An 18,891-nucleotide genomic window follows, 5' to 3' on the forward strand; every position below is an offset into this window, starting at 1 on the left:
CGCCCGCCCGGCCAGGCCTGGGCTTCGACGGATGCCGGAAAATTTACTTTGAATTGAGGCGCGGAGTGTAACCGACACCCTTCACAAATTTTGCCAAATAGTGCTTCCGTCGGTCATTGTCCGTGTTGTGGTGGCGCGAGCTTGACGGTGGGGCGGGACGCGGCCGAAAGACTGATGTGGAACCACGGCGCCGTGCCTATGAAGCTGATCTGCAGCGGACCGATGCACAGGAAGGTGGCACTGCACAGCTTGTGGATGCCCAGTCTGCCGTGGGCGGCGAGGGAGGTCGGGTTGTAGGCCGATATGCGCGACATGCTCCAGCGGATGCCGCGCTTGTCCAGGTGGCTGTTGGCGGCGTCCCAGAGGCGCGCAAAGGTGCGCCCGATGCGGTGCTTGGGTTCCACATGAACGTCATAGTCCCAGACGCAGGTGGCGGTGTCTGCCAGCTCGTAACGGCAGCGCACTTCATCTTCGTCATAGGCCCCGTAGGCGAGCCACAGAAAGCCGGCGAACTCGTCGCCGGAGCGTGCTACGAAGCACTGGGCCTTGTCCCGCATGCGCCGGGCGATGACTTCGGGCGGGCGGGGAAAGCGAGGAATCAAAGGATTGTCCGGGGTGAGTTCGACAATCGGGTTCTTCACCGACGGGCGGCATGCAGCCTCTCCGTGAATCGGCTGGGCAACCAGGTAGTAGCGGACCAGGCGGACATGACCGAGGCTGCCCTTGTCCAGCAGCAGGCTCAGGTAGTAGAGGCTGCCATCAAGGGCGCCCAACTGCTTGTAGGTGGTGCGGATGCGTTGAAAGGGCATTATCGGGCGAGATCAATGAAGCGAGGGTGCCGGGAGCTGGCTGGCGCGAAAGGTAACCGCAATGCCTGCCAGGGACTGTGGAAAAATGCAAAACAAGGATAATTTGTCCTGATTGTTACCGAGCTTGCTGCTCTGCAACCTACTTCACGGTGCCCCGGAGGGGCCTGTCGCATATAATGCGATGATATCAAGCCTGCTGTTTCCGGCTTTGCCGGCCTTGGACTTGTGTCTGCATAAATGGATTTTTCCGACTGGAGTCTGCTTTTGGATACGAAGAACGAAGTGTTGTCGATTCTCGACGAAGTCCTGAGTCTGGGTGGCGCTGCTGCCAAATTCGAGCTCGATACCCCGCTGCTGGGTGCCCTGCCCGATCTTGACTCCATGGCGGTCGTCGGTTTGATCAACATGATGGAAGAGCGCTTCGGCTTCGTCGTGGAAGACGACGAGATTGACGGGTCAACCTTTGCAACGGTTGGCTCTCTCGTCGATTTCGTGAACGGAAAGCTTGCCTGAGTGACAGCTATCCTGCCCCGGCGGGAGGCGTTCTTCCTCCCGGGCGGGGCGACGGCAGGAGGTCGCTTCTGCCCGCGTTTCTGTCTGTTGACCCGCGCTGAAGCACCCCGAGGCACTGTCATATTCGTCCATGCCTTCGCCGAGGAGATGAACAAGTCCCGGCGGATGGTGGCCCTCGCGGCGGCTGCGTTTGCCGGATGTGGCTGGAATACCCTGCAGGTGGACCTCACCGGTTGTGGTGACAGCGACGGTGATTTTGGCGATGCCAGTTGGGCGGCCTGGAAAGGGGATCTTCAGGATGCCTGGGCTTGGGCCGCAGAGCACCTTTCCGGTCCGCTGGTCCTGTGGAGCCTGCGCAGCGGTGCGCTGGTGCTGTCCGACTGGCTGCGTGCGAGCGGGGTTGTAGCCCCCTTGCTGCTGTGGCAACCCGTGGCCAATGGCCGTCAGCACCTTACCCAGTTCCTGCGTCTCAAGGCGGCTGGCGAGATGCTTGCCGATGCAGATGCCAAGGCGTCCATGGAGGCCATCCGCGCCAGCCTGCAGGCTGGCGATGCAGTGGAGATCGCCGGTTACAGCCTGTCTGCAGCTCTGGCGAGCGGCATGGAGGCAGCAACGCTGAGTCTGCCGGCTGCCTACGGGGCGCCGGTGGCTGCTTTCGAAGTCGGCCCCCCTGATCGTACCGAGGTTTCTCCGGCCCTGCGGGTGCTGGTGGAGCGTTGGTCGAAGGCGGGCGTACAGGTGCGCGCCGAGGCGGTGGCGGGCCCGGCTTTCTGGCAAACCCAGGAGATCGAGCTGTGCCCGGGGCTGATCGAGGCATCCGTGAGGGTGCTGGAGGATTTTTCATGACGGCCGCACCGCGCAGCTGGCAGGATCGTGCCGTGCTTTTCGATTGCGCCGGGGAATCCCTGGTGGGCATCGTCTCGGTGCCCGAAGCGGCGACGGAAACCGGTGTGCTCGTTATCGTGGGCGGGCCGCAGTACCGTGCCGGTTCCCACCGTCAGTTCGTGCTGCTGGCGCGTTACCTGGCCGCGCAGGGGGTGCCCTGCATGCGCTTCGATTACCGGGGCATGGGCGACTCCACCGGCCCGGCTCGGGATTTCGAATCTGTCAGCGAAGACGTGGATGCCGCCATCGGCGCTTTCCTGAAGGCGTGTCCGGGTTTGCGCCAGGTGGTGTTGTGGGGCCTGTGTGACGGGGCCAGCGCCGTGTGCCTGTACCCCGCCCAGCAGGATGTGCGGGTGGCCGCGGCGGTGTTGCTGAACCCCTGGGTGCATACCCAGGCGGGCCAGGCCAAGGTCTTCCTCAAGCACTACTACCTGCAGCGCATCACCGATCCTTCCTTCTGGAAGAAGCTCGGCAGCGGTCAGGTGAGTTTTCTGAAATCCTTCGGCAGCCTGTTTTCCTTTTTCCGTGCGGCACGCAAGGCGCCGGCCGACACCGCCACTGATGTTGTCAGTGACGCGGGCGGTGCTTTTCCCGAGCGTATGGCCCGGGGGCTGTTGGCACGCAAGGGCCCGCTGGCCATTTTTCTGAGTGGACGTGACTACGTGGCACGGGAGTTCGATGATGCGTGCAAGTCGAATGCCGAGTGGCGTAAGGCGTTGGCGCGTTCCGACCTGGACATCACCCGCTTTGCGGAAGCCGACCATACCTTCTCCGGCCCCGGAGAGGCCCAGGCCGTTGCTGAGGCCACCCATGCCTGGCTGCAGGCCAGGGGCCTGGCCCGCTGATTCTATCCGCGGGGGCGAGTAAGCACTCGCCCCGGTGCCCTTCCTTCTCAGTGCTTCGCGCTTTGCCCAAGCCGCTTCAGCTCGGGCAGGCAGGAGCCGCAGTTGGTGCCGCACTTGGTGCGGGTCTGCAGGGCTTCGAGGGATTCACCGCTGCGGAAGGCGGCGAGGATGTCGTCTTCGGCCACATCGAAGCAGTTGCAGATCACCTTGCCCCGTGCCGCCTGCCCGGCGGGTGGCTGGGTCAGCGGGGCAAGCAGCCAGGGGCGCACCGCAGCGGCGGAGTGGCCTTGTACCATCATGTCGGCCAGCCATTCGGCGGCCTTGGTTTCTCCGGCCAGACGCACGGCACTCAGGGAGTCGCCCGTCACCCGCGCCCGTTTGGCCACGTCCTTGCGGCTGTCCTGATAGGACAGTACCTGGGTGGGGTCGTCCAGGGCCAGATCCCGGTCCAGGGCTTCGAGCAGGGCAGGAGCGAGCTCCTCGCCGCGGGCCTTCAGCACCACCACGGGTGAATTGCGTCCTGACAGGGTCAGGCTGGCGTAGGGAAAGTGCGGCAGCCAGCGGCGCAGCTTGTCCATCACATCCAGGGGGTTGGGTTGCAGGCGGCCGTCAGCGTCCGGCTCCGAGCGGCGCATGGCCACCAGCGCCTTGCCGGCGGTGTACTTGGCGACCTGCACGGCTGCGTGTTTGAGTTCGGGCTGCTTGGAAGAGGGGTCGAAATTGCGTGGCAGCAGCACGTTGACGCCCTGGCCGCCCATGGTGTTGCCCCCCCAGTGCATGGGAAGGAAGGTCTGGCCGGGGCGCAGGGTGGCGGATTCGACCACCTTCAGCACCACGGCGCCGCGCTTGCTCTTCACCTGCACCAGATCACCACTCACCAGGCCGCGCCGCTCCATGTCGTCCTTGTGCATGTGCAGCAGGGGTTCGGCTTCGTGGCTGTAGAGGCGGGCGACCAGGCCGGTGCGGCTCATGCCATGCCACTGGTCACGCAGGCGGCCGGTGTTGAGGTGCAGGGGGTAGCGGGCGTTTGGCGATTCGGCGGTGATGCGGTGCTCGGTGACGACGAAGCGGGCCCGGCCGGAAGGCGTCGGGAAGATGCCGTCTTCGTAGAGCCGGACCTTGCCCCGGCTGGCGCCTTCGGGGAAGGGCCACTGCTGGGGGCCGGCGTTTTCGAGCAGGGCGTAGCTGAGGCCGGTGATGTCCAGATCGCGGCCGCGGGTGGATTCCCGGTGCTCGTTCCAGATCTGCTCGGGGGTGGTATAGGGGAACATCCGCGCGGCAAGTTCGCCCTTGCCCAGGCGGATGCCCAGACGCCGGGCGAAATCCACCACGATCGCCCAATCGTGGCGGGCTTCACCCGGCGCGGACACGGCGGCTCGGACGCGGCTGATGGCTCGCTCCGAGTTGGTGACGGTGCCTTCCTTCTCGCCCCAGGTGGTGGCGGGGAGCAGCAGGTCGGCGTAAGCGCAGGTTTCGGTATGGCCGAAGGCTTCCTGAACGACGACGAACTCGGCCTTCTGCAGGGCGTCGTGGATCAGGGCCTGGTCGGGCATGGACTGGGCCGGGTTGGTGCAGGCGATCCACACCGCCTTGACCTCGCCGGACTGCAGCGCCTCGAACAGCTCGACGGCGCTCTTGCCCGGCTTCTCGGGGACTTGTTCCACGCCCCACAAGGCGGCGACTTCGGCCCGGTGCTGGGGGTTGGCCATGTCCCGGTGGGCGGAGAGCAGATTGGCGAGGCCACCCACTTCGCGCCCCCCCATGGCGTTGGGCTGGCCGGTGAGGGAGAAAGGGCCGGCGCCGGGGCGCCCGATCTGGCCGGTGGCCAGGTGCAGGTTGATCAGCGCCGAGTTGTTGTGGGTGCCGAAGCTGTACTGATTCAGCCCCTGGCAGTACATGGACAGGGTGGCCGGGGAGGTGGCGAAGATCTGCGCCGCCTGCTCAATGGCCTTGCGCTCCAGGCCGCAGATCGCCGCCGCCATGCTCGGCGTGTATTCGCGGACGGTTCTCTTCAGGGCATCGAATCCCTCGGTATGGGCTTCCACATAGTCCCGGTTCACCCAGCCTTCCCACAGCATTACATGGAGCATCGCGTTATAGAGGGCGATGTCGGTGCCGGGCAGCAGGGGCAGGTGCAGGTCGGCGGCCTCGGCCGTGTCGGTGCGGCGAGGGTCGATGACCACCAGTTGCATGTCCGGATTGGCCTTGCGGGCGTCCTCTATGCGGCGGAAGGCAATGGGGTGGGCAAAGGCGGTATTGCTCCCCGAGATGAAGAGGGCGCTGGTGTGGGCGATGTCCTCATAGCTGCAAGGCGGCGCATCGGCACCCAGGCTCAGCTTGTAGCCGGCCACGGCGCTGGACATGCACAGGCGGGAATTGGTGTCGAGGTTGTTGGTGCCGATCAGGCCCTTCACCAGCTTGTTGAAGACGTAGTAGTCCTCGGTCAGCAACTGGCCGGCGCCATACACGGCGACGGCATCGGGGCCGTGCTGGGCAATGATGGCGGCGAAACGCTCGGCGGCGGCGTCCAGGGCCGCGTCCCAGCTCACCTGCTCGCGGGGTTGGGCCCGGTCATCGCGCAGTTCGGGGTGCAGCGCCCGGGCGATCAGGGTTTCCGGGGCACTGGTCAGATGCAGGGTCGAACCCTTGGTGCACAAACGGCCGAAGTTGGCCGGATGGTCCGGGTCGCCCTTGACGCCGATGATGCGCCCGGCTTCATGTTCGATCAAAACACCACAGCCGACGCCGCAGTAACAACAGGTAGATTTGGTTTCTGCCATCACGACTCCTCTGATGGCAGGAATTAGCAAGGCTTGTGCCATGCAGCAGAAGGGCCGTTCGGGCGTCCTTTGGGGCTTTGACTGCACCAAGGCGGGGTGTGCCGGCGCGGGGATGGTGCATGCCTGGTGGGCACGCACCATCTGCGGGCATGGGCCGGGGTGGGGCCGGCCCGGCTTTCAGGAGCTTGCCTTGGTGCTTGCCGAGCGTCGCCGCGGCTTTCTGGTGACAGCCGTGTTGTCTTCGGCCGTGCCGGGTCGGCCGCTCAGGCCTTCTGCCACCGCCCGCAACACCGCAGCCTTGTCCGTGTCACCGGTCTGCTTCCGGCATGCAAGAAATTCGCATAGCAGGTCGAGCTGGCACACGACCGAATCGATGGCACGTGGCAGGGGGGCCAGGGGTTGGATGGCATTCCGGTAGATGCCCAGCAGGTAGTCGGCCGGGGTGCCTGCGCCGGGGGGCGGGTGATCTGCCCCCAGCCACAGGGCGAGGGCGGCATCGGCCTGCATCACGGCATCGAAGAAGTCGAAGCTCTGCCGGAAGCGTGCCCGCGTGGCGGTAACGCAGATATCCACGTCAGCGTCGATGGCGCCGGGCTGGCCGAGCAGGGCGTCGAGCTGCAGGCGGTTGATCCGCCCGTAGGGGTTCCAGCCGGGGGTGGCCGGGTCGCCCTCGCCGGTGGCGTAGGCTTGCCGGGCCTCGCCCAGCAGTCGGGCAACTTCTGCCCAGCCCTGCTTGCCGCGGGCGGCGAGCAGGGCCTTGCGTTTGAGGGCGCTGCCGAGGAGGAACTGACGTTCGGGGTTGGGGGTAGATGGGGCGAGGTGGGTCAGCAGGGCTTCGAGTCGCCCGATGGCGGTGTCGAGCAAGGTGCGGGCCTCGGCCAGGCGCTGCGGATCGGAGGGGGAACCTGTCTCGCTGCGGCGGACAGCTTCCCGGGCCTCGATGTTGGCGAGCAGCTCGATGCAGGCAATGGGAACAGCGTGCAGGGACGAATCTGCGGTGACGGCCTGCAGCAGGGCGCTGCGGGCGGCCTCGAAGCCGGCGCCCTGGTACTCGGCGTAGAGGCGCCCTAGGGCCGCCTGGACGTCGGGCCGGGCCTGCCAGGCGGACGGAACGGCGTTCAGGCGGGCGTTGAGCCGACGAGTCAGGGTCTTGAAATCACCGCCACCACCGGGCAGCCTGCAGTCCAGCCGGCGTTGCTCCAGCCAGTCGATGAGCTCGTCCGGTGCCTGCAGGGGCGCGTCGTCCCGCTCTGCCCGGGGCGCCTGCCGCAGCTGGAAGGCAGGGTCGCCGTAGGCTTGGTAGGCGCCCCAGGTGTTGCAGTCCGGGTGGGCGTCGAAGGTGGCGTTGCGGGCCTTGAAGATGGCATCGCCGAAGCGCGCGCCGTGAATCGTCATCTGCCCGAAGAAGGTCTCGGAGAAGGTCCGGGCGGCGTCGTCGCGCACCTCCCAGCCGGCGGCGACCACGCAGCGCACGCCCATGTCGATGAGCTCCCGGGCCAGACTGGCGGCGAGGCGGTTGCCACCGCCCTCATGGATGCCGGCCTTGCCCAGGTTGCAGCAGCTCAGATAGACGAGGTCGGGCACGTTCTCCATCAGGCCGATCTCGGTGGCCGACAGCAGCAGCCCGTCGGACAGCACCACGCCGCTGCGCCAGCTGCCGTCCCGGGCCTGCCGGGCGTAGATGCCGTGGGCGCAGATCACCACGATCCGCCAGGGGCGGGCAAAGAGGCCGGTGAACACCTGGGTGGCCATGGCGTCGGGTGGGACGTGGTTGACGTCGTAGCCAGCGGTTTCCAGCACGGCGACCACGGCTTCGCCTTCCCGGGCGGCCTCCTCGAGACTGGGGAGCTCGTCACAGCCCGCGCTGCCGTCGGGCTTGGGTGTAGCCGTCCAGCCCGGCGGGCCGAACTGCGCATGAAAGCCCTCGCTGCTCGGATTGGCGATCACGCAGGCACTCAGGGTGTCGGTGCGGATCACCTCACGGCGGAAGGCAGTGGTGGCGAACTGACGCACCATCCGGATGCTGCGGATGAGGGGTCTGCCGTCGGCCTCCAGCATTTCCCAGGGCAGGTTGGCGGTGCCTTCATCCACCACCAGGATCAGGTTGCTGGTCTTGCGGGCGACGGCCTTGAACTCAAGGGGTACGAGCAGTTGGAAGAGGGTGTTGCCAAAGCGGGTGTCCGGTGAGTAGTGGGTACTGCCCGGGCCGCGCAGGGTCGTGTCTACCAGGGTTTCCACCAGGCCTGGCTGGCGTTGCTGGATGACGGATTCGGCGCGGGCCTTCTCCCCCATATAAACGAAGCGCAGGCGCCGGGCGTGGCGCACCGCGGGGGCGCCGTCAAGCCCTGCCAGGGCTGGTAGCGGGGCGTCTTCGGGCAGCGGCGGGCGGCCGTACAGGGTGAGCAGGCGGCGCAGGGTTTCCGGCGGAACAGGGCTGCGCAGGGTGGGCGCGAACGCAGCGCTGCCGCAGTCATCGTCGTCCCGGTCGGCGTCGCTGACCGCCAGGCGCGGCCAGTAGTCGCCGAAGGGGGTCAGGCTGAGGCGTTGGCGTAGGCCCTCGCCGGTCTGAAGCTCTTCGGCGATGTCCAGGCGTGTTTCGAGGCGTTGTAGCTCGCTCTCCAGCACCTCGTCGAGGCGGCGCAGGGCGTGGGCGGCGGAGAGGGCGGCGTCTCGGTAAACCTCGACCAGCTCAAGCCGGGTGATCACCGCCCGGCGGGCGCCGTCGCGGCCCACGGCCCCTTCGGCGAACTCCCGGTTGGCCCGCAGCACGCCCAGTACGATGGCCTTGAGCGCATCGGCGCCGTCGAGCTGGGCGGCGGAGTTAGTGCCGATCAGCAGGCTGGCGAGGCTCAGCTCGATTTCCGTGTCGGCCTGGGGGGTGCCGTCGGCCATGGCTTCTTCGGTGTAGCGATCTGCGGCGTGGAGCAGGTAGCGCAGGGCACCGGCGCGGACGGCTTCGGTGACGCCTTCGGCCGACAGTTTGCCCATCTCGCCGAGCCCGACTACCACCGCGCCGCGCCCGGTGCCGCGCAGGCGTTCTTCGCGGCTGCGCGGTGCCAGGGCCACGGTGGCGTTGCCCAGATCCCCGGTGTGGATGCCCAGGCGCTGGCGGTGGCTCAGGGCGCCACCCACCAGCCAGCGATCGATGACCGCCTCGGCGCCGGAGATCGGGTCGCCCCGGTAGTGGCCGCACATCAGCGGCACCTGCACGAAGCGCAGGTCCATGGCCCGCACCGACACGGCCAGCGCCCGACGGCTGCCACGGGTTTGCACCCTGGGCCGGCCGCCGAGGGCCCGGGTGGTGAGTTCCAGGGGCGTCGGGTAGGCCGGCGGCGGACCACCCCGGTAGCGGGTGAGACGCCCGGCCGCTGCCTCACCGCGGCTGACGGGCAGGCGCCCCAGGCGACTGGCGCTGCCCTGGACGAGCAGGGACTGGATCTCGCTGAAGTACTTTTCGGTGCTGGTCAGGCCCATGTGGTCAGCGGGCATGTACCAGTAGCGATCTTCGGGCAGGCCGGTCAGGCGCCCGGATTTCCAGGTGACGGAGCCATCTCCGCTGGGGGTGCCGCGCAGGGCGACGCCTACCGGCGTGTCGCCGTCACGCTGGATGAGGATGCCGCAGGGGGTGTTGTCGGCCTGGCCGAAAACGTAGGCGATGCGTTCCGGTGCCTCTTGCACCCAGCGGGTGTCGGAGACCACCTGCCAGAAGTGGACGGCGCTCTCGAGCGTGGCCTTTGCCGGGCGCCCGGCCAGGTGCCGGCCGAACCAGAAGTCGTTGTTGAGGGCGGCCAGCTCTGCCCAGGTCTGCTCGGCGTAGAAATCGTGTTCCGCAACCCCGGCGGTATCCACGAAGCCCGGGGCAGGCAGCAGGTGCACCGCACCGGGAAAGCCCGCCACCACATCGAGGACGGCCTGCATGTCGTGCTGCAGGTCGGCCCGGGCCAGGGTGCGGATGGTGTCTGACTGTCCGAGCAAGGTTTCGACGAAGAGGTGGGAACCGTTGTTGGGGGTGCCGAGCATCAGCAGGCGGCCGCCCGGGCGGGCGACGATGTCACGCCACAGGGTGGGGTCGGCGGCAAAGGCGGCGCGCGTCACCAGCCCGCCCATGCTGTGGGCGAGGATGCGCACCGGTTGGTTGGGGTGTTTTGACAGGGCTTCGCGCAGGGTGACGGCCAGGGTTTTGCCAAGATCCAGGATGGGTTGGCGCCAGTCGTAGTCGAAACGGATGACCCGGTGACTGCTTTCCAGCCAGTCGGCCAGCTCGCCATAGGCCAGGTCCACCAGCCCGTCAGGGCTGACGCTGCGGCGGCTGTCCATGGCGATGCGAGTCAGTTTGCCGCTGGCCAGGGCCAAGGGGGCGAGCCACACGCGCTGGTTGTCGGCCTTGAGGTGGGAGCCCATGATGCCCGGCACATACAGCACCACCGGCAGGCTGTCGGCGGGGCTTTCGCCGCCGCCCCGGCCTATCCGGCGCGGGCGCACGGTATCGAGTTCAGGCAGGCCGAGGGCTTGCCAGGGTTCGAGCTTGTCCGGATCGGGGGCCACCAGCCACTGGTGCAGGGCCGTGGGCAGCGGCACGTTGCGGCTTTTCACGTCGTCCCGGAAGTAGCGGAAGTGATTGACCTGGGGGCCGTGTACGTAGATGGCGCGGACATCGCGGGCCCGGTTGGCCAGCCCGCCGTACATGGAGTCGGTGTCCACCACCAGGTCGTTGCGGGCCCGGTCGAAGAGGGCCCAGTCCACGAACATCACCCCGATCCGGTGGAAGAAGCTGTTGGGGTCACCCTCCACGTCCCCGGTGATCAGAGCCACCCGGACCGTGGGTGCCAGTGCGGCGCGGCCAAGCAGGGTGCCGATGGGGGCTTCCGGCAGCATGGCTTCGATACCCGGCACCACGCCGGGCTGGATGCGCTTGTCGGCAATCTCCAGGACAACACGGGTGAGAAAGCGAAGAGCCTCGTTGGTGATGCGTTTGGCCGTCTCTCCGGCAATGGGTGATGCGGCACTCCCCACCAGGGCCCCTGCACCCCAGGCGCCGAAGCGGCGCACGCCGTTGAGCAGGCCGCTGAGGAAGAGATCGAGGTTGTCGGAGAGCAGGGCGGTACCCCGGGCCGGGCAGGCCACCCGCACGTAGCGTTCGATGCGCAGCCGCTTTTGCTTCAACAGCCCGACGAGCTCGCGCAGGGCGGCCTGTTCGAGGGCTTCGCCCTTGAGGCGTTCGGCCTTCAGGGCGGGGTCCTGGCGTTCGGCTTCGGCGTCGTCGGGGCGGGGTGGGCGGGTGTATTGGTCGATCAGGTCGTCCAACTGCGGGTCGTGGGGGTCGAGGGCCAGCAGGTCGCCCACCAGCCCCCCGCGGGAGTGGGTGACGAGATGCAGGCGGGCGTCGTCGGGAAGGGTGCGCAGCAGGCGCAAGGCGTTGTCGATGGGGCTTTCCGAAAAGGTCCGGTGTTCGAAGCCGAAGATGCGGCCGCCGAAGGCGGCGTCGATCTCCCGCCAGGCCTTGCTGCTCGGCAGCGCGCCAAAGCCGCTCAGGGTGTGGGAGCCTGTACCGTGGATGAATAGCAGGGCCGGGCCGGTGGCCAGGGCCGCAGCCAGCAGCGGGCTGCCCTCGGCGCAGCGGTCGGCGGGAGTCAGCTCGCCGCCGCGCCAGGCGTAAACGCCAGGCGGGCCGGCGAGGCGGCTCTCGATGGCCTCCATCAGTGCTTTCGCGCCCTTGCGCGAGGCCCAGTCGACGGCTTTATCCTCAAGCTTGTCGCGGAGCTGCTCCAGCGCAGCATCGATGATCTCGTCCCGGCCGATCTCCAGTTCGCTGACCTTGCGCCAGATCCAGTCCATGGCGCCACGGGTGGTGGTGGTGTCGCGAAAGCGGGCGAAATCGATGGCGCCGTCCGGGTCGAGCAGCTCAGGCCGGGTGCGCCTGAGCTGGGCGGCGAGTACGTCGGCGCGCATGAAGACGGTGCTGCCATCCTGGGCTTCGAGGGCCAGCAGGCCGGTGTCGTCGCTCAGGGCTCCACTCCCGGGGGCGTCACTGCTGCGGCTGGCGGGGGCGAGAGTCCAGCTGCGTTTGACGCTGACGTTGGGGAGCAGCGTCTCCGGCCTGCCGTCGGCGGCGCGGCTGCCCGGTATGGAAAGCACACCGGGCAGGGAGGGCTTGTCGTCCTGTGCCTGCTGACTGAGGGGCAGGCGGAACAGGGGGCGGGGGATGGGGCTGCTCATGGCGGAGTCCTCGGCGGGGCAGATCGTCCCGGGTGCATGGCGATCAAGGGCCGCCGGGGCCGGCACGTGGGCGCCGGCCCCGGCGGGGGGCTCAGGCGAAGACCTTCCAGGCGCGGGCGGTGCGCGTGCCGAAGATCTGCGGGTTCTGGGGCAACTGGTTGGTGGGCAGGTAGGCCGGGGTGATCTTCTTGAACCAGTCCTGGTAGGTGGCGCTGGCGGGCAGGGCGGCCAGAGCTTTCAGGGCGTAGTAGGTGAAGGCCCCGTTGGGGCGGCTCTTGAAGCGGGTGTCCCAGCTGAACTGGGTGTCGGTGCAGCCAGCCAGCAGCAGGTCACCACCGCTGCGGGTCAGGCCGCCGACGGCAGGCAGCCGGGCGGCCCTGGGGGCGGGCAGGTCTTCGGCCTTCATCCACACTTCCGGCGGCAGGAAGCGGGCCCGGGGCATGCCGGCGTCGAGGTCGGCGTTGTCGCCGCGGGTGACGCTGCCCGAGTGGCAGCTGTCGGAGATCAGCAGCACGCGTACACCGGCGGCCCGGTTGGCGAGGAGGGGGGCGAGCTCGTCGTCGAGCAGTACCTTGCCGGCGCCGATGTCCCAGGGGCACAGGCCTTCGTCACGGCCGTCGGGCTCGTCGCCGTTGAGGTCGGGCACCCAGGTGCCGTGGCCGGAATAGGTGATCACCAGGGTATCGCCCTTGGCGGCGCCACTCACCAGGCCGCCGATGCCGGCAACCATGGCGGCCTTGGTGGCCTGGGCATCAATGAGTTGGGTGACGGTGAAGCCCCGGGTGGTGAGGGCAGCTGCCCAGTCGGTGGCGTCATTGACGCAGCCTGACAGGTCGTTCTGGGTGCCGGGGTAGTCGTTGATGCCGATGCACAGCGCCTTCTTGCTCATGATCCGTCTCCCTCTCGTGTCCGCCCCCGGGGGCTGTCGCGGCAGCCGGCGGAGGCGCTGGGGCCCGGCACGCGGCCGGGCTATGGAATATGGATTTAAGCACCGGTGCTTGAAAGGTCAACGGCTTCTGCGCCGCGCCGACCTGGCCCTGTCAGGCGCGTGGCACCAAGCTTAGGTCGCGCAGGGCGGCGACCTGGTCGAGGATGGGTTGGGGTACTGGCAGGCTGCCTTCGAGCATGGCACGGATCAGGGCCGCGTTGGCCTGCACCTCCGGGTTGTCGGGCTGGCCCTCGATGGGCGGGGCGCCGCCCTCTTCGGCGGGGAAGGCCACACTGGCCTGACCGTGGATGAAGGCCTCCAGGCGGGGCCGGCGGCGCGGGTTGGCAAAGGCTTCGCCTTCTGTGCCCCGCAGCAGCATGGCGACGCCGCCCTGGGCAACCAGGTGGGTGTGGATACGCTCCAGGTATTCCGGGTGGGTCATGGAGACCACGCGCACGCTGTGGCCGGGGGCGGGGTCGAGGAGCTTGGCCAGGGTGTGGGCGCTGTTGCGCACGCCCAGGCGCGGGCGCAGGGCGAGCAGCGGCGCCAGGCCCGGGGCCAGGGTGTCGAGGGGCAGGCAGGCGAGCTGGCGGGTGGCCAGTTGCCCTTCGGCATCGGCGATGCTGGCCGCAGGATGGATGTCCAGAGCATCGAGTAACTCGAAGGGGCTCACCCGACTGTCGAAGTCGTGGCGGCCCTGGATCAGCACGGGGACACCTTCCCGGGCCAGCAACAGGGCCAGCAGGGGCATCAGGTTGGCCTGGCGGCGGGCGCCGTTGTAGGTGGGCAGCACCACCAGGCGGGGGCCGGGGGGAACCACGACGGGCGTGGTGCGGACATCCAGGGCGCGCTGGAAGCCCAGCAGTTCGTCCAGGGATTCCGCCTTGATGCGCATGGACAGAATGATGGCGCCCAGCTCCAGATCGTGCACCCGGCCGTCCATCATGTCTCCGAACAGCGCTTCGGCCTGCTCGACGCTGAGGGGCTTAGAACCTTTCGGCCCGCGGCCGATCTCCTTGATGAATGGGGCGTAGGACATGATGGGGCGGCGGAGTGAGTTGGACAGTGCGCCCAGTGTAGCGGATGCGGCGCCGCAACAGACACGCTGCAGCGGGTGGCGCCCAGGGCGTGACCGGGGCAGGCTGCGGACTTTGAACGGATAGGGAGCAGCGTGATGAAGCGATGGTGGAGGGGGTGTCTGGGCTTTGGACTGAGCATGGCGGCGACGGTGGCGGTGGCTGCGGGCCTGCCGGTGGAGCGGCTGCGGGTGCCGGCGGGCTTTCGCATCGAGGTGCTCACCGACCAGGTGCCCAACGCCCGGGGCATGGCTCTGGGGGATTTTGTGGATGGACGTGGCGTGGTGTACGTGGGTAGCCGCGAGGCCGGGCAGGTCTACGGCGTGGAGATCGACAAGGGCCGGGCCGGCAAGGTGCATGTGCTGGCCCGGGGGCTGACCCAGCCGGTGGGGGTGGCCTGGCGGGCGGGCAGCCTGTTTGTGTCCGGGGTGTCGCGCATCGTGGCGCTGGATGGCGTCGGGGCGCGACTTAACCAGCCCCCCACCCCCCGTGTGGTGACGGAGCAGTTTCCCCAGGAGCGCCACCACGGCTGGAAGTTCATCGCCTTTGGCCCGGATGGCTGGCTCTACGTGCCCGTGGGAGCGCCCTGCAATGTGTGCGACCGGGACGCCGAGGGCTTCTCCACCATCCAGCGCATCCGCCCGGATGGCAGTGGCGCCGAGATCGTGGCCCGCGGGGTGCGCAACACGGTGGGCTTCGACTGGCACCCCCGGGACGGGGCCCTGTGGTTCACCGACAACGGCCGCGACATGCTGGGCGACGAGCTGCCCTCCGACGAGCTCAACCGCCTGGGCCGCCCGGGCGAGCACTTCGGTTTTCCCTTCTGCCACCAGGGCGACGTGCCCGACCCCGAGTTTGGCAAGTCCCGAGCCTGCGGCGCCTTTACGCCACCGGTGGCAAAGCTGGGCGCGCATGTGGCGGCCCTGGGGATGCGCTTCTACCGGGGCAGCCAGTTTCCCGCCGCCTACCGGCATAACGCCTTCATCGCCGAGCATGGTTCGTGGAACCGCAGTCGCAAGTCCGGCTACCGGGTGGTCCGGGTGATTGCCGACGAACAGGGGAAGAGCGCCCGCCAGGAGGTGTTTGTGGACGGCTGGCTGCAGGTGGATGCCAGCGGGCGCGAAGACGTGTGGGGCCGGCCGGCGGATGTGCTGGAGCTGCCCGACGGATCGCTGCTGATCAGCGACGACCGGGCCGGGGCGATCTACCGGGTGAGCTACGGCGGCTGACCGGGTGCGCCCCGATTGCGCTGGGGGCCGGCGGCGGCTAGGCTCGCTCCTTTTTTCCGGCAACAGGGACACGTCATGAAGGTTGGTTTCATCGGTCTGGGCATCATGGGGCGGCCCATGGCCCTCAATATCCTCAAAGGCGGCTTCGATCTTACCGTGTGGGCACGCCGCGCCGAATCCATGGCGCCGCTGCTCGAAGCGGGAGCCATAGGCGCGACCAGCGCCGCCGAGGTGGCGGCGGGCTGTGACGTGGTGTTCTCCATGGTGGCCGATGCGGCCGACGTGGAGCAGGTGGCCCTGGGGGACGGCGGCGTGGCTGAAGGCGCCCGCCCAGGCCTGATCTACGTGGACATGAGCACCATCGCCCCGGCGGCGGCCCAGTCGATCTCGACGTGGCTGCTGGAGAAGGGCGTAACCATGCTCGACGCGCCGGTATCGGGCGGTGAAGTAGGGGCGATCAATGGTGGCCTGACCATCATGGTGGGCGGTGACGCAACGGCTTTTGCCCGGGTCGAGCCCCTGTTTGCCTGCATGGGCAAGGCGGCCACTCTGATTGGCGGCCCGGGCGCCGGGCAGGTGGCCAAGGCCTGCAACCAGATCCTCACCGGGGTGGGTGTGCTGGCGGTGGCCGAGGCCTTCAACTTTGCGCGCAAGAGCGGCGTGGATGCCGGCAAGGTGCGTGAGGCGCTGCTGGGTGGTTTTGCCTATAGCCGCATCCTCGAGAACCACGGCCAGCGCATGCTCGACCGCAACTTCAAGCCCGGCTTCAAGGCCTGGATGCACCAGAAGGACATGAACATCGTCATGCAGGAGGCCCACCGCCTGGGGCTGATGCTGCCCAGCAGTGCTGCCACCGCCCAGCTCTTCAATGCCATGGTGGGTAGCGGCCTGGGTGAGGAGGATTCGGTGGCCGCCCTCAAGCTGCTGGAAAGCCTGTCGGGGGAATGAGGTGAAGGTCGGATTTGTCGGACTGGGGGTGATGGGCCGGCCCATGGCCGGGCACCTGATTGCCGCCGGCCATGCGCTGGCGGTATGGGCGCGGCGGCCCGAGTCGGTTGCCCCGCTGGCGGCCCTGGGCGCGCAGGTTTGCGCCACGCCGGCCGCGCTGGCGCAAAGCTGCGAGGTGGTGATCTCGGTGGTCACCGCCAGCGCCGACGTGGAGGCCCTGGCCCTGGGGCCGCAGGGCCTGATCGAGGGCTTTGCCCCCGGCGGCATCCACGTGGACATGAGCACCATCGCCCCGGGCACCGCCCGCAAGGTGGCCGCCCGCTATGCCGAAAATGGCATCGGCTGGCTGGATGCTCCGGTGTCGGGGGGCGAGATCGGCGCGCGGGATGCCACCCTGGCCATCATGGCCGGCGGCGAGGCCACGGTGCTGGCGCGTGTGCGGCCGCTGCTGGCCTGCCTGGGCAAGACCGTGGTGCACATCGGCCCCGCCGGTGCCGGGCAGGTGGCCAAGGCCTGCAACCAGATGATCATGGTCAACGCCATTCAGGCCTGCGCCGAGGCCATGCGCCTGGCCGGCGCCCATGGGGTGGATCTGCACAAGGTGCGCGAGGCGCTGATGGGCGGCTCGGCGGCCTCCCGGGTACTGGACGTGATGGGCGACCGCATGGCCCGCCGCGACTTTGCCGCCGGTATCCAGTCGCGCCTGCATCACAAGGACTTTGCGATCCTGATGGAAGAAGCCCGCCAGCTGGGTGCCCCTCTGCCGGTGGCCGCCCAGACCTGGCAGCAACTCAACGCGCTGATGGCAATGGGCTGCGGGCGGGACGACACGGCCAGCCTGCTGCGGATGCTGGAGCCCGGGCAGTGGCCCGGTGCCGACAAGGAGTAATCAGATGAAGTCAGCCTTACGTCGCCGCGTCGCCGCTACGCTCCTCACTGGCCTCGGGCTCACCGTGCTGGGGGGCTGTGCCGGCTTGCAGTTCGGCATGAAGAAGCCCGAGGTGACTGTGGTGGACATCCGCCCCCTGGATGCCAACCTGCTCGAACAGCGCTTCGTGCTCAACCTGCGGGTGACCAACCCGAACAGCGTCGAGATCCCCATCGAAGGCCTCACTTTCCGCGTTGATCTCAACGGCCAGCAGTTCGCCACCGGGGTCAGCAACAAGCCGGTGCTCATCCCCCGCCTCGGCGAGGGGCTGGTGGAAGTGACCGCCACCACCAGCCTGCCCCGCCTGCTGCGGCAGTTCCGGGAGCTTTCCAAAATGCGGGACAAGGTGGAATACCGCCTCCGCGGCCGCCTGGTGACCGGCAGTTTTGGTGGTTTCGATTTCGATCAGACGGGTGAGGTGGGCGTGCCCAAGGGCTTTGGCGAGACCGGGCGCCGGGAGAGCGCACCACCGACAGAGCGCTTTTAGGGGCGGGTGCTCATCGGCAGAGAGCCGTCGTAGGACGCCCGGCGCCGGCTCGCGCTTCTACGGTTCTTTGTCCGTGTTCGGATGGCATAGAAGGATTGGGGAGTCAGCGCAGCGGCTGAGATTCGAGTGGAACACTTCACTGCTGCGATGAGCAGGAAGTGAGATGCTGGAGCCGTATCTCTACCGCATGTCCCTGGCTTCCTGGCGGCCACATTCGCCGACGCAGTGCTATCCCTACCATTCGATGAGCCAGCTTGATCGCATCACCCGTATCAACACGATGTTGTCCGAACGACGGCTGGTTTCCCGGCAGACGCTGCTGGAAACGCTCGAAGTCTCTCCTGCTACGTTGAAGCGGGACATTGCCTTTCTCCGCGACAACATGAACACCCCGATCATCTGGGATCGGGACCGGGGTGGTTACCGGTTGGATGCCTCGCAGAGTTCCGGTACGCCGATTTCAGTGCCAAGCATGTGGTTCTCCGACAAGGAAATCCATGCCATCTTGACGATGCAGCACCTCCTCGCCAATCTCGATCCGGGCGGCTTGATTTCACCCCACGTCGAGCCACTGATGGTTCGTCTCAACACCATGCTGGGTGCGGCTGACGACCCCTCCGAAGAGATTCGTCGGCGGGTGATGATCATCGGCGTTGGCAAGCGAAGCCTGAAGCTGGCGCATTTCGAGAACATCGGTGTGGCGCTGTTGCGGCGCAGGCGCCTGCGAATCCGCTATTTCGCGCGCAGCAGTGGGGAAGAGAGCGAACGAGAGATCTCGCCCCAGCGCCTCGTCCACTACAGGGAAAACTGGCATCTGCTCGCGTGGTGCCATCTCCGCGATGAGTTGCGCAATTTCGCCGTAGATAGCCTCCGCGAAGTCCAATTGCTGGACTGGGCGGCCAAGGATGTGTCTGACGAGGCCATCAGCGCAGTGCTAGGTCCCGGCTACGGAATCTTCGCGGGCAATCGACTTCAGGTTGCGCGTCTTTGCTTCAGTCCCGAGCGTGCTCGTTGGGTTGCCAACGAACACTGGCATCCGGAGCAGAAAGGATGGCATGAGCGTGACGGTCACTACCTGCTCGAAGTGCCCTACGCCGACCATCGGGAACTGTTGATGGACATCCTCAAGCACGGCCGTCATTGCCAGGTGCTTGGGCCGGAATCACTGCGGGCAGTGGTGGCTGAAGAGATTGCGGTAATGCAAAGACGGTGCGGAACCGTCTGAGTTCGAGCTCATCCGGTGAGCC

At 67.7% G+C, this 18,891-nt stretch carries 13 protein-coding genes; 8 read left to right on the forward strand and 5 right to left on the reverse strand.

Translation table 11 applies throughout. The features are described from left to right. Nucleotides 1-113: 113 nt before the first annotated feature. On the reverse strand, nucleotides 114-809 hold the full coding sequence (locus PHI64_RS10285; RefSeq protein WP_299882284.1) for a GNAT family N-acetyltransferase: 696 nt from the start codon (nucleotides 807-809) through the stop codon (nucleotides 114-116). A gap of 237 nt (nucleotides 810-1,046) precedes the next feature. Between PHI64_RS10285 and PHI64_RS10290 the strand changes: the two genes are divergently transcribed. From PHI64_RS10290 to PHI64_RS10300, 3 genes are read left to right on the forward strand one after another with little or no spacing between them, the layout of a single operon-like run. Then, the gene (locus PHI64_RS10290; protein ID WP_299882286.1) at nucleotides 1,047-1,322 is read left to right on the forward strand and encodes an acyl carrier protein; all 276 of its coding nucleotides are present in this window, start codon (nucleotides 1,047-1,049) and stop codon (nucleotides 1,320-1,322) included. Then, nucleotides 1,323-2,168 (forward strand): hydrolase 2, exosortase A system-associated, encoded by an 846-nt coding sequence (locus PHI64_RS10295; RefSeq protein WP_299882288.1) that lies wholly within the window; start codon nucleotides 1,323-1,325, stop codon nucleotides 2,166-2,168. It begins immediately after the preceding gene. Continuing rightward, the gene (locus tag PHI64_RS10300) at nucleotides 2,165-3,052 is read left to right on the forward strand and encodes a hydrolase 1, exosortase A system-associated (RefSeq protein WP_299882290.1); all 888 of its coding nucleotides are present in this window, start codon (nucleotides 2,165-2,167) and stop codon (nucleotides 3,050-3,052) included. The genes PHI64_RS10295 and PHI64_RS10300 overlap by 4 nt, the downstream gene beginning before the upstream one ends. Nucleotides 3,053-3,099: 47 nt before the next feature. Here PHI64_RS10300 and PHI64_RS10305 read toward each other — a convergent pair whose 3' ends face one another. The 4 genes from PHI64_RS10305 to ybiB all read right to left on the reverse strand — a co-directional run bounded on the left by PHI64_RS10305 (nucleotide 3,100) and on the right by ybiB (nucleotide 14,015). After that, nucleotides 3,100-5,832, reverse strand: a complete 2,733-nt coding sequence (locus PHI64_RS10305; RefSeq protein ID WP_299882292.1) for a nitrate reductase — start codon at nucleotides 5,830-5,832, stop codon at nucleotides 3,100-3,102. 177 nt (nucleotides 5,833-6,009) lie between these two features. Continuing rightward, entirely contained in the window at nucleotides 6,010-12,048 is a 6,039-nt protein-coding gene (locus PHI64_RS10310; protein WP_299882294.1) for a CHAT domain-containing protein, read from the reverse strand. A gap of 91 nt (nucleotides 12,049-12,139) precedes the next feature. Then, the gene (locus PHI64_RS10315; protein WP_299882296.1) at nucleotides 12,140-12,937 is read right to left on the reverse strand and encodes a caspase family protein; all 798 of its coding nucleotides are present in this window, start codon (nucleotides 12,935-12,937) and stop codon (nucleotides 12,140-12,142) included. A 151-nt stretch (nucleotides 12,938-13,088) separates the two neighbouring features. Continuing rightward, complete coding sequence (ybiB, locus tag PHI64_RS10320; RefSeq protein WP_299882298.1) at nucleotides 13,089-14,015, reverse strand: DNA-binding protein YbiB; 927 nt, start codon at nucleotides 14,013-14,015, stop codon at nucleotides 13,089-13,091. Nucleotides 14,016-14,150: 135 nt separating this feature from the next. Between ybiB and PHI64_RS10325 the strand changes: the two genes are divergently transcribed. The 5 genes from PHI64_RS10325 to PHI64_RS10345 all read left to right on the forward strand — a co-directional run bounded on the left by PHI64_RS10325 (nucleotide 14,151) and on the right by PHI64_RS10345 (nucleotide 18,869). Further along, on the forward strand, nucleotides 14,151-15,281 hold the full coding sequence (locus PHI64_RS10325) for a PQQ-dependent sugar dehydrogenase (RefSeq protein ID WP_299882300.1): 1,131 nt from the start codon (nucleotides 14,151-14,153) through the stop codon (nucleotides 15,279-15,281). Between the two features lie 75 nt (nucleotides 15,282-15,356). Further along, entirely contained in the window at nucleotides 15,357-16,229 is an 873-nt protein-coding gene (locus PHI64_RS10330) for an NAD(P)-dependent oxidoreductase (protein WP_299882302.1), read from the forward strand. A gap of 1 nt (nucleotide 16,230) precedes the next feature. Then, nucleotides 16,231-17,118, forward strand: a complete 888-nt coding sequence (locus PHI64_RS10335) for an NAD(P)-dependent oxidoreductase (RefSeq protein WP_299882304.1) — start codon at nucleotides 16,231-16,233, stop codon at nucleotides 17,116-17,118. Nucleotides 17,119-17,122: 4 nt separating this feature from the next. After that, nucleotides 17,123-17,644, forward strand: coding sequence for an LEA type 2 family protein (locus PHI64_RS10340; protein WP_299882306.1), 522 nt, complete (start codon nucleotides 17,123-17,125; stop codon nucleotides 17,642-17,644). A gap of 163 nt (nucleotides 17,645-17,807) precedes the next feature. After that, complete coding sequence (locus tag PHI64_RS10345) at nucleotides 17,808-18,869, forward strand: WYL domain-containing protein (RefSeq protein ID WP_299882308.1); 1,062 nt, start codon at nucleotides 17,808-17,810, stop codon at nucleotides 18,867-18,869. The last annotated feature ends 22 nt before the right edge of the window (nucleotides 18,870-18,891 follow it).

The organism is Zoogloea sp. (assembly GCF_028689785.1).
GTDB lineage: Bacteria > Pseudomonadota > Gammaproteobacteria > Burkholderiales > Rhodocyclaceae > Zoogloea.

Bases quoted from the DNA above. Each gene is read 5' to 3' on its own strand.
- PHI64_RS10285 (WP_299882284.1), bottom strand. From the start codon at position 809: ATGCCCTTTCAACGCATCCGCACCACCTACAAGCAGTTGGGCGCCCTT.
- PHI64_RS10290 (WP_299882286.1), top strand. From the start codon at position 1,047: ATGGATTTTTCCGACTGGAGTCTGCTTTTGGATACGAAGAACGAAGTG.
- PHI64_RS10300 (WP_299882290.1), top strand. From the start codon at position 2,165: ATGACGGCCGCACCGCGCAGCTGGCAGGATCGTGCCGTGCTTTTCGAT.
- PHI64_RS10305 (WP_299882292.1), bottom strand. From the start codon at position 5,832: ATGGCAGAAACCAAATCTACCTGTTGTTACTGCGGCGTCGGCTGTGGT.
- PHI64_RS10310 (WP_299882294.1), bottom strand. From the start codon at position 12,048: ATGAGCAGCCCCATCCCCCGCCCCCTGTTCCGCCTGCCCCTCAGTCAG.
- PHI64_RS10315 (WP_299882296.1), bottom strand. From the start codon at position 12,937: ATGAGCAAGAAGGCGCTGTGCATCGGCATCAACGACTACCCCGGCACC.
- ybiB (WP_299882298.1), bottom strand. From the start codon at position 14,015: ATGTCCTACGCCCCATTCATCAAGGAGATCGGCCGCGGGCCGAAAGGT.
- PHI64_RS10325 (WP_299882300.1), top strand. From the start codon at position 14,151: ATGAAGCGATGGTGGAGGGGGTGTCTGGGCTTTGGACTGAGCATGGCG.
- PHI64_RS10330 (WP_299882302.1), top strand. From the start codon at position 15,357: ATGAAGGTTGGTTTCATCGGTCTGGGCATCATGGGGCGGCCCATGGCC.
- PHI64_RS10340 (WP_299882306.1), top strand. From the start codon at position 17,123: ATGAAGTCAGCCTTACGTCGCCGCGTCGCCGCTACGCTCCTCACTGGC.
- PHI64_RS10345 (WP_299882308.1), top strand. From the start codon at position 17,808: ATGCTGGAGCCGTATCTCTACCGCATGTCCCTGGCTTCCTGGCGGCCA.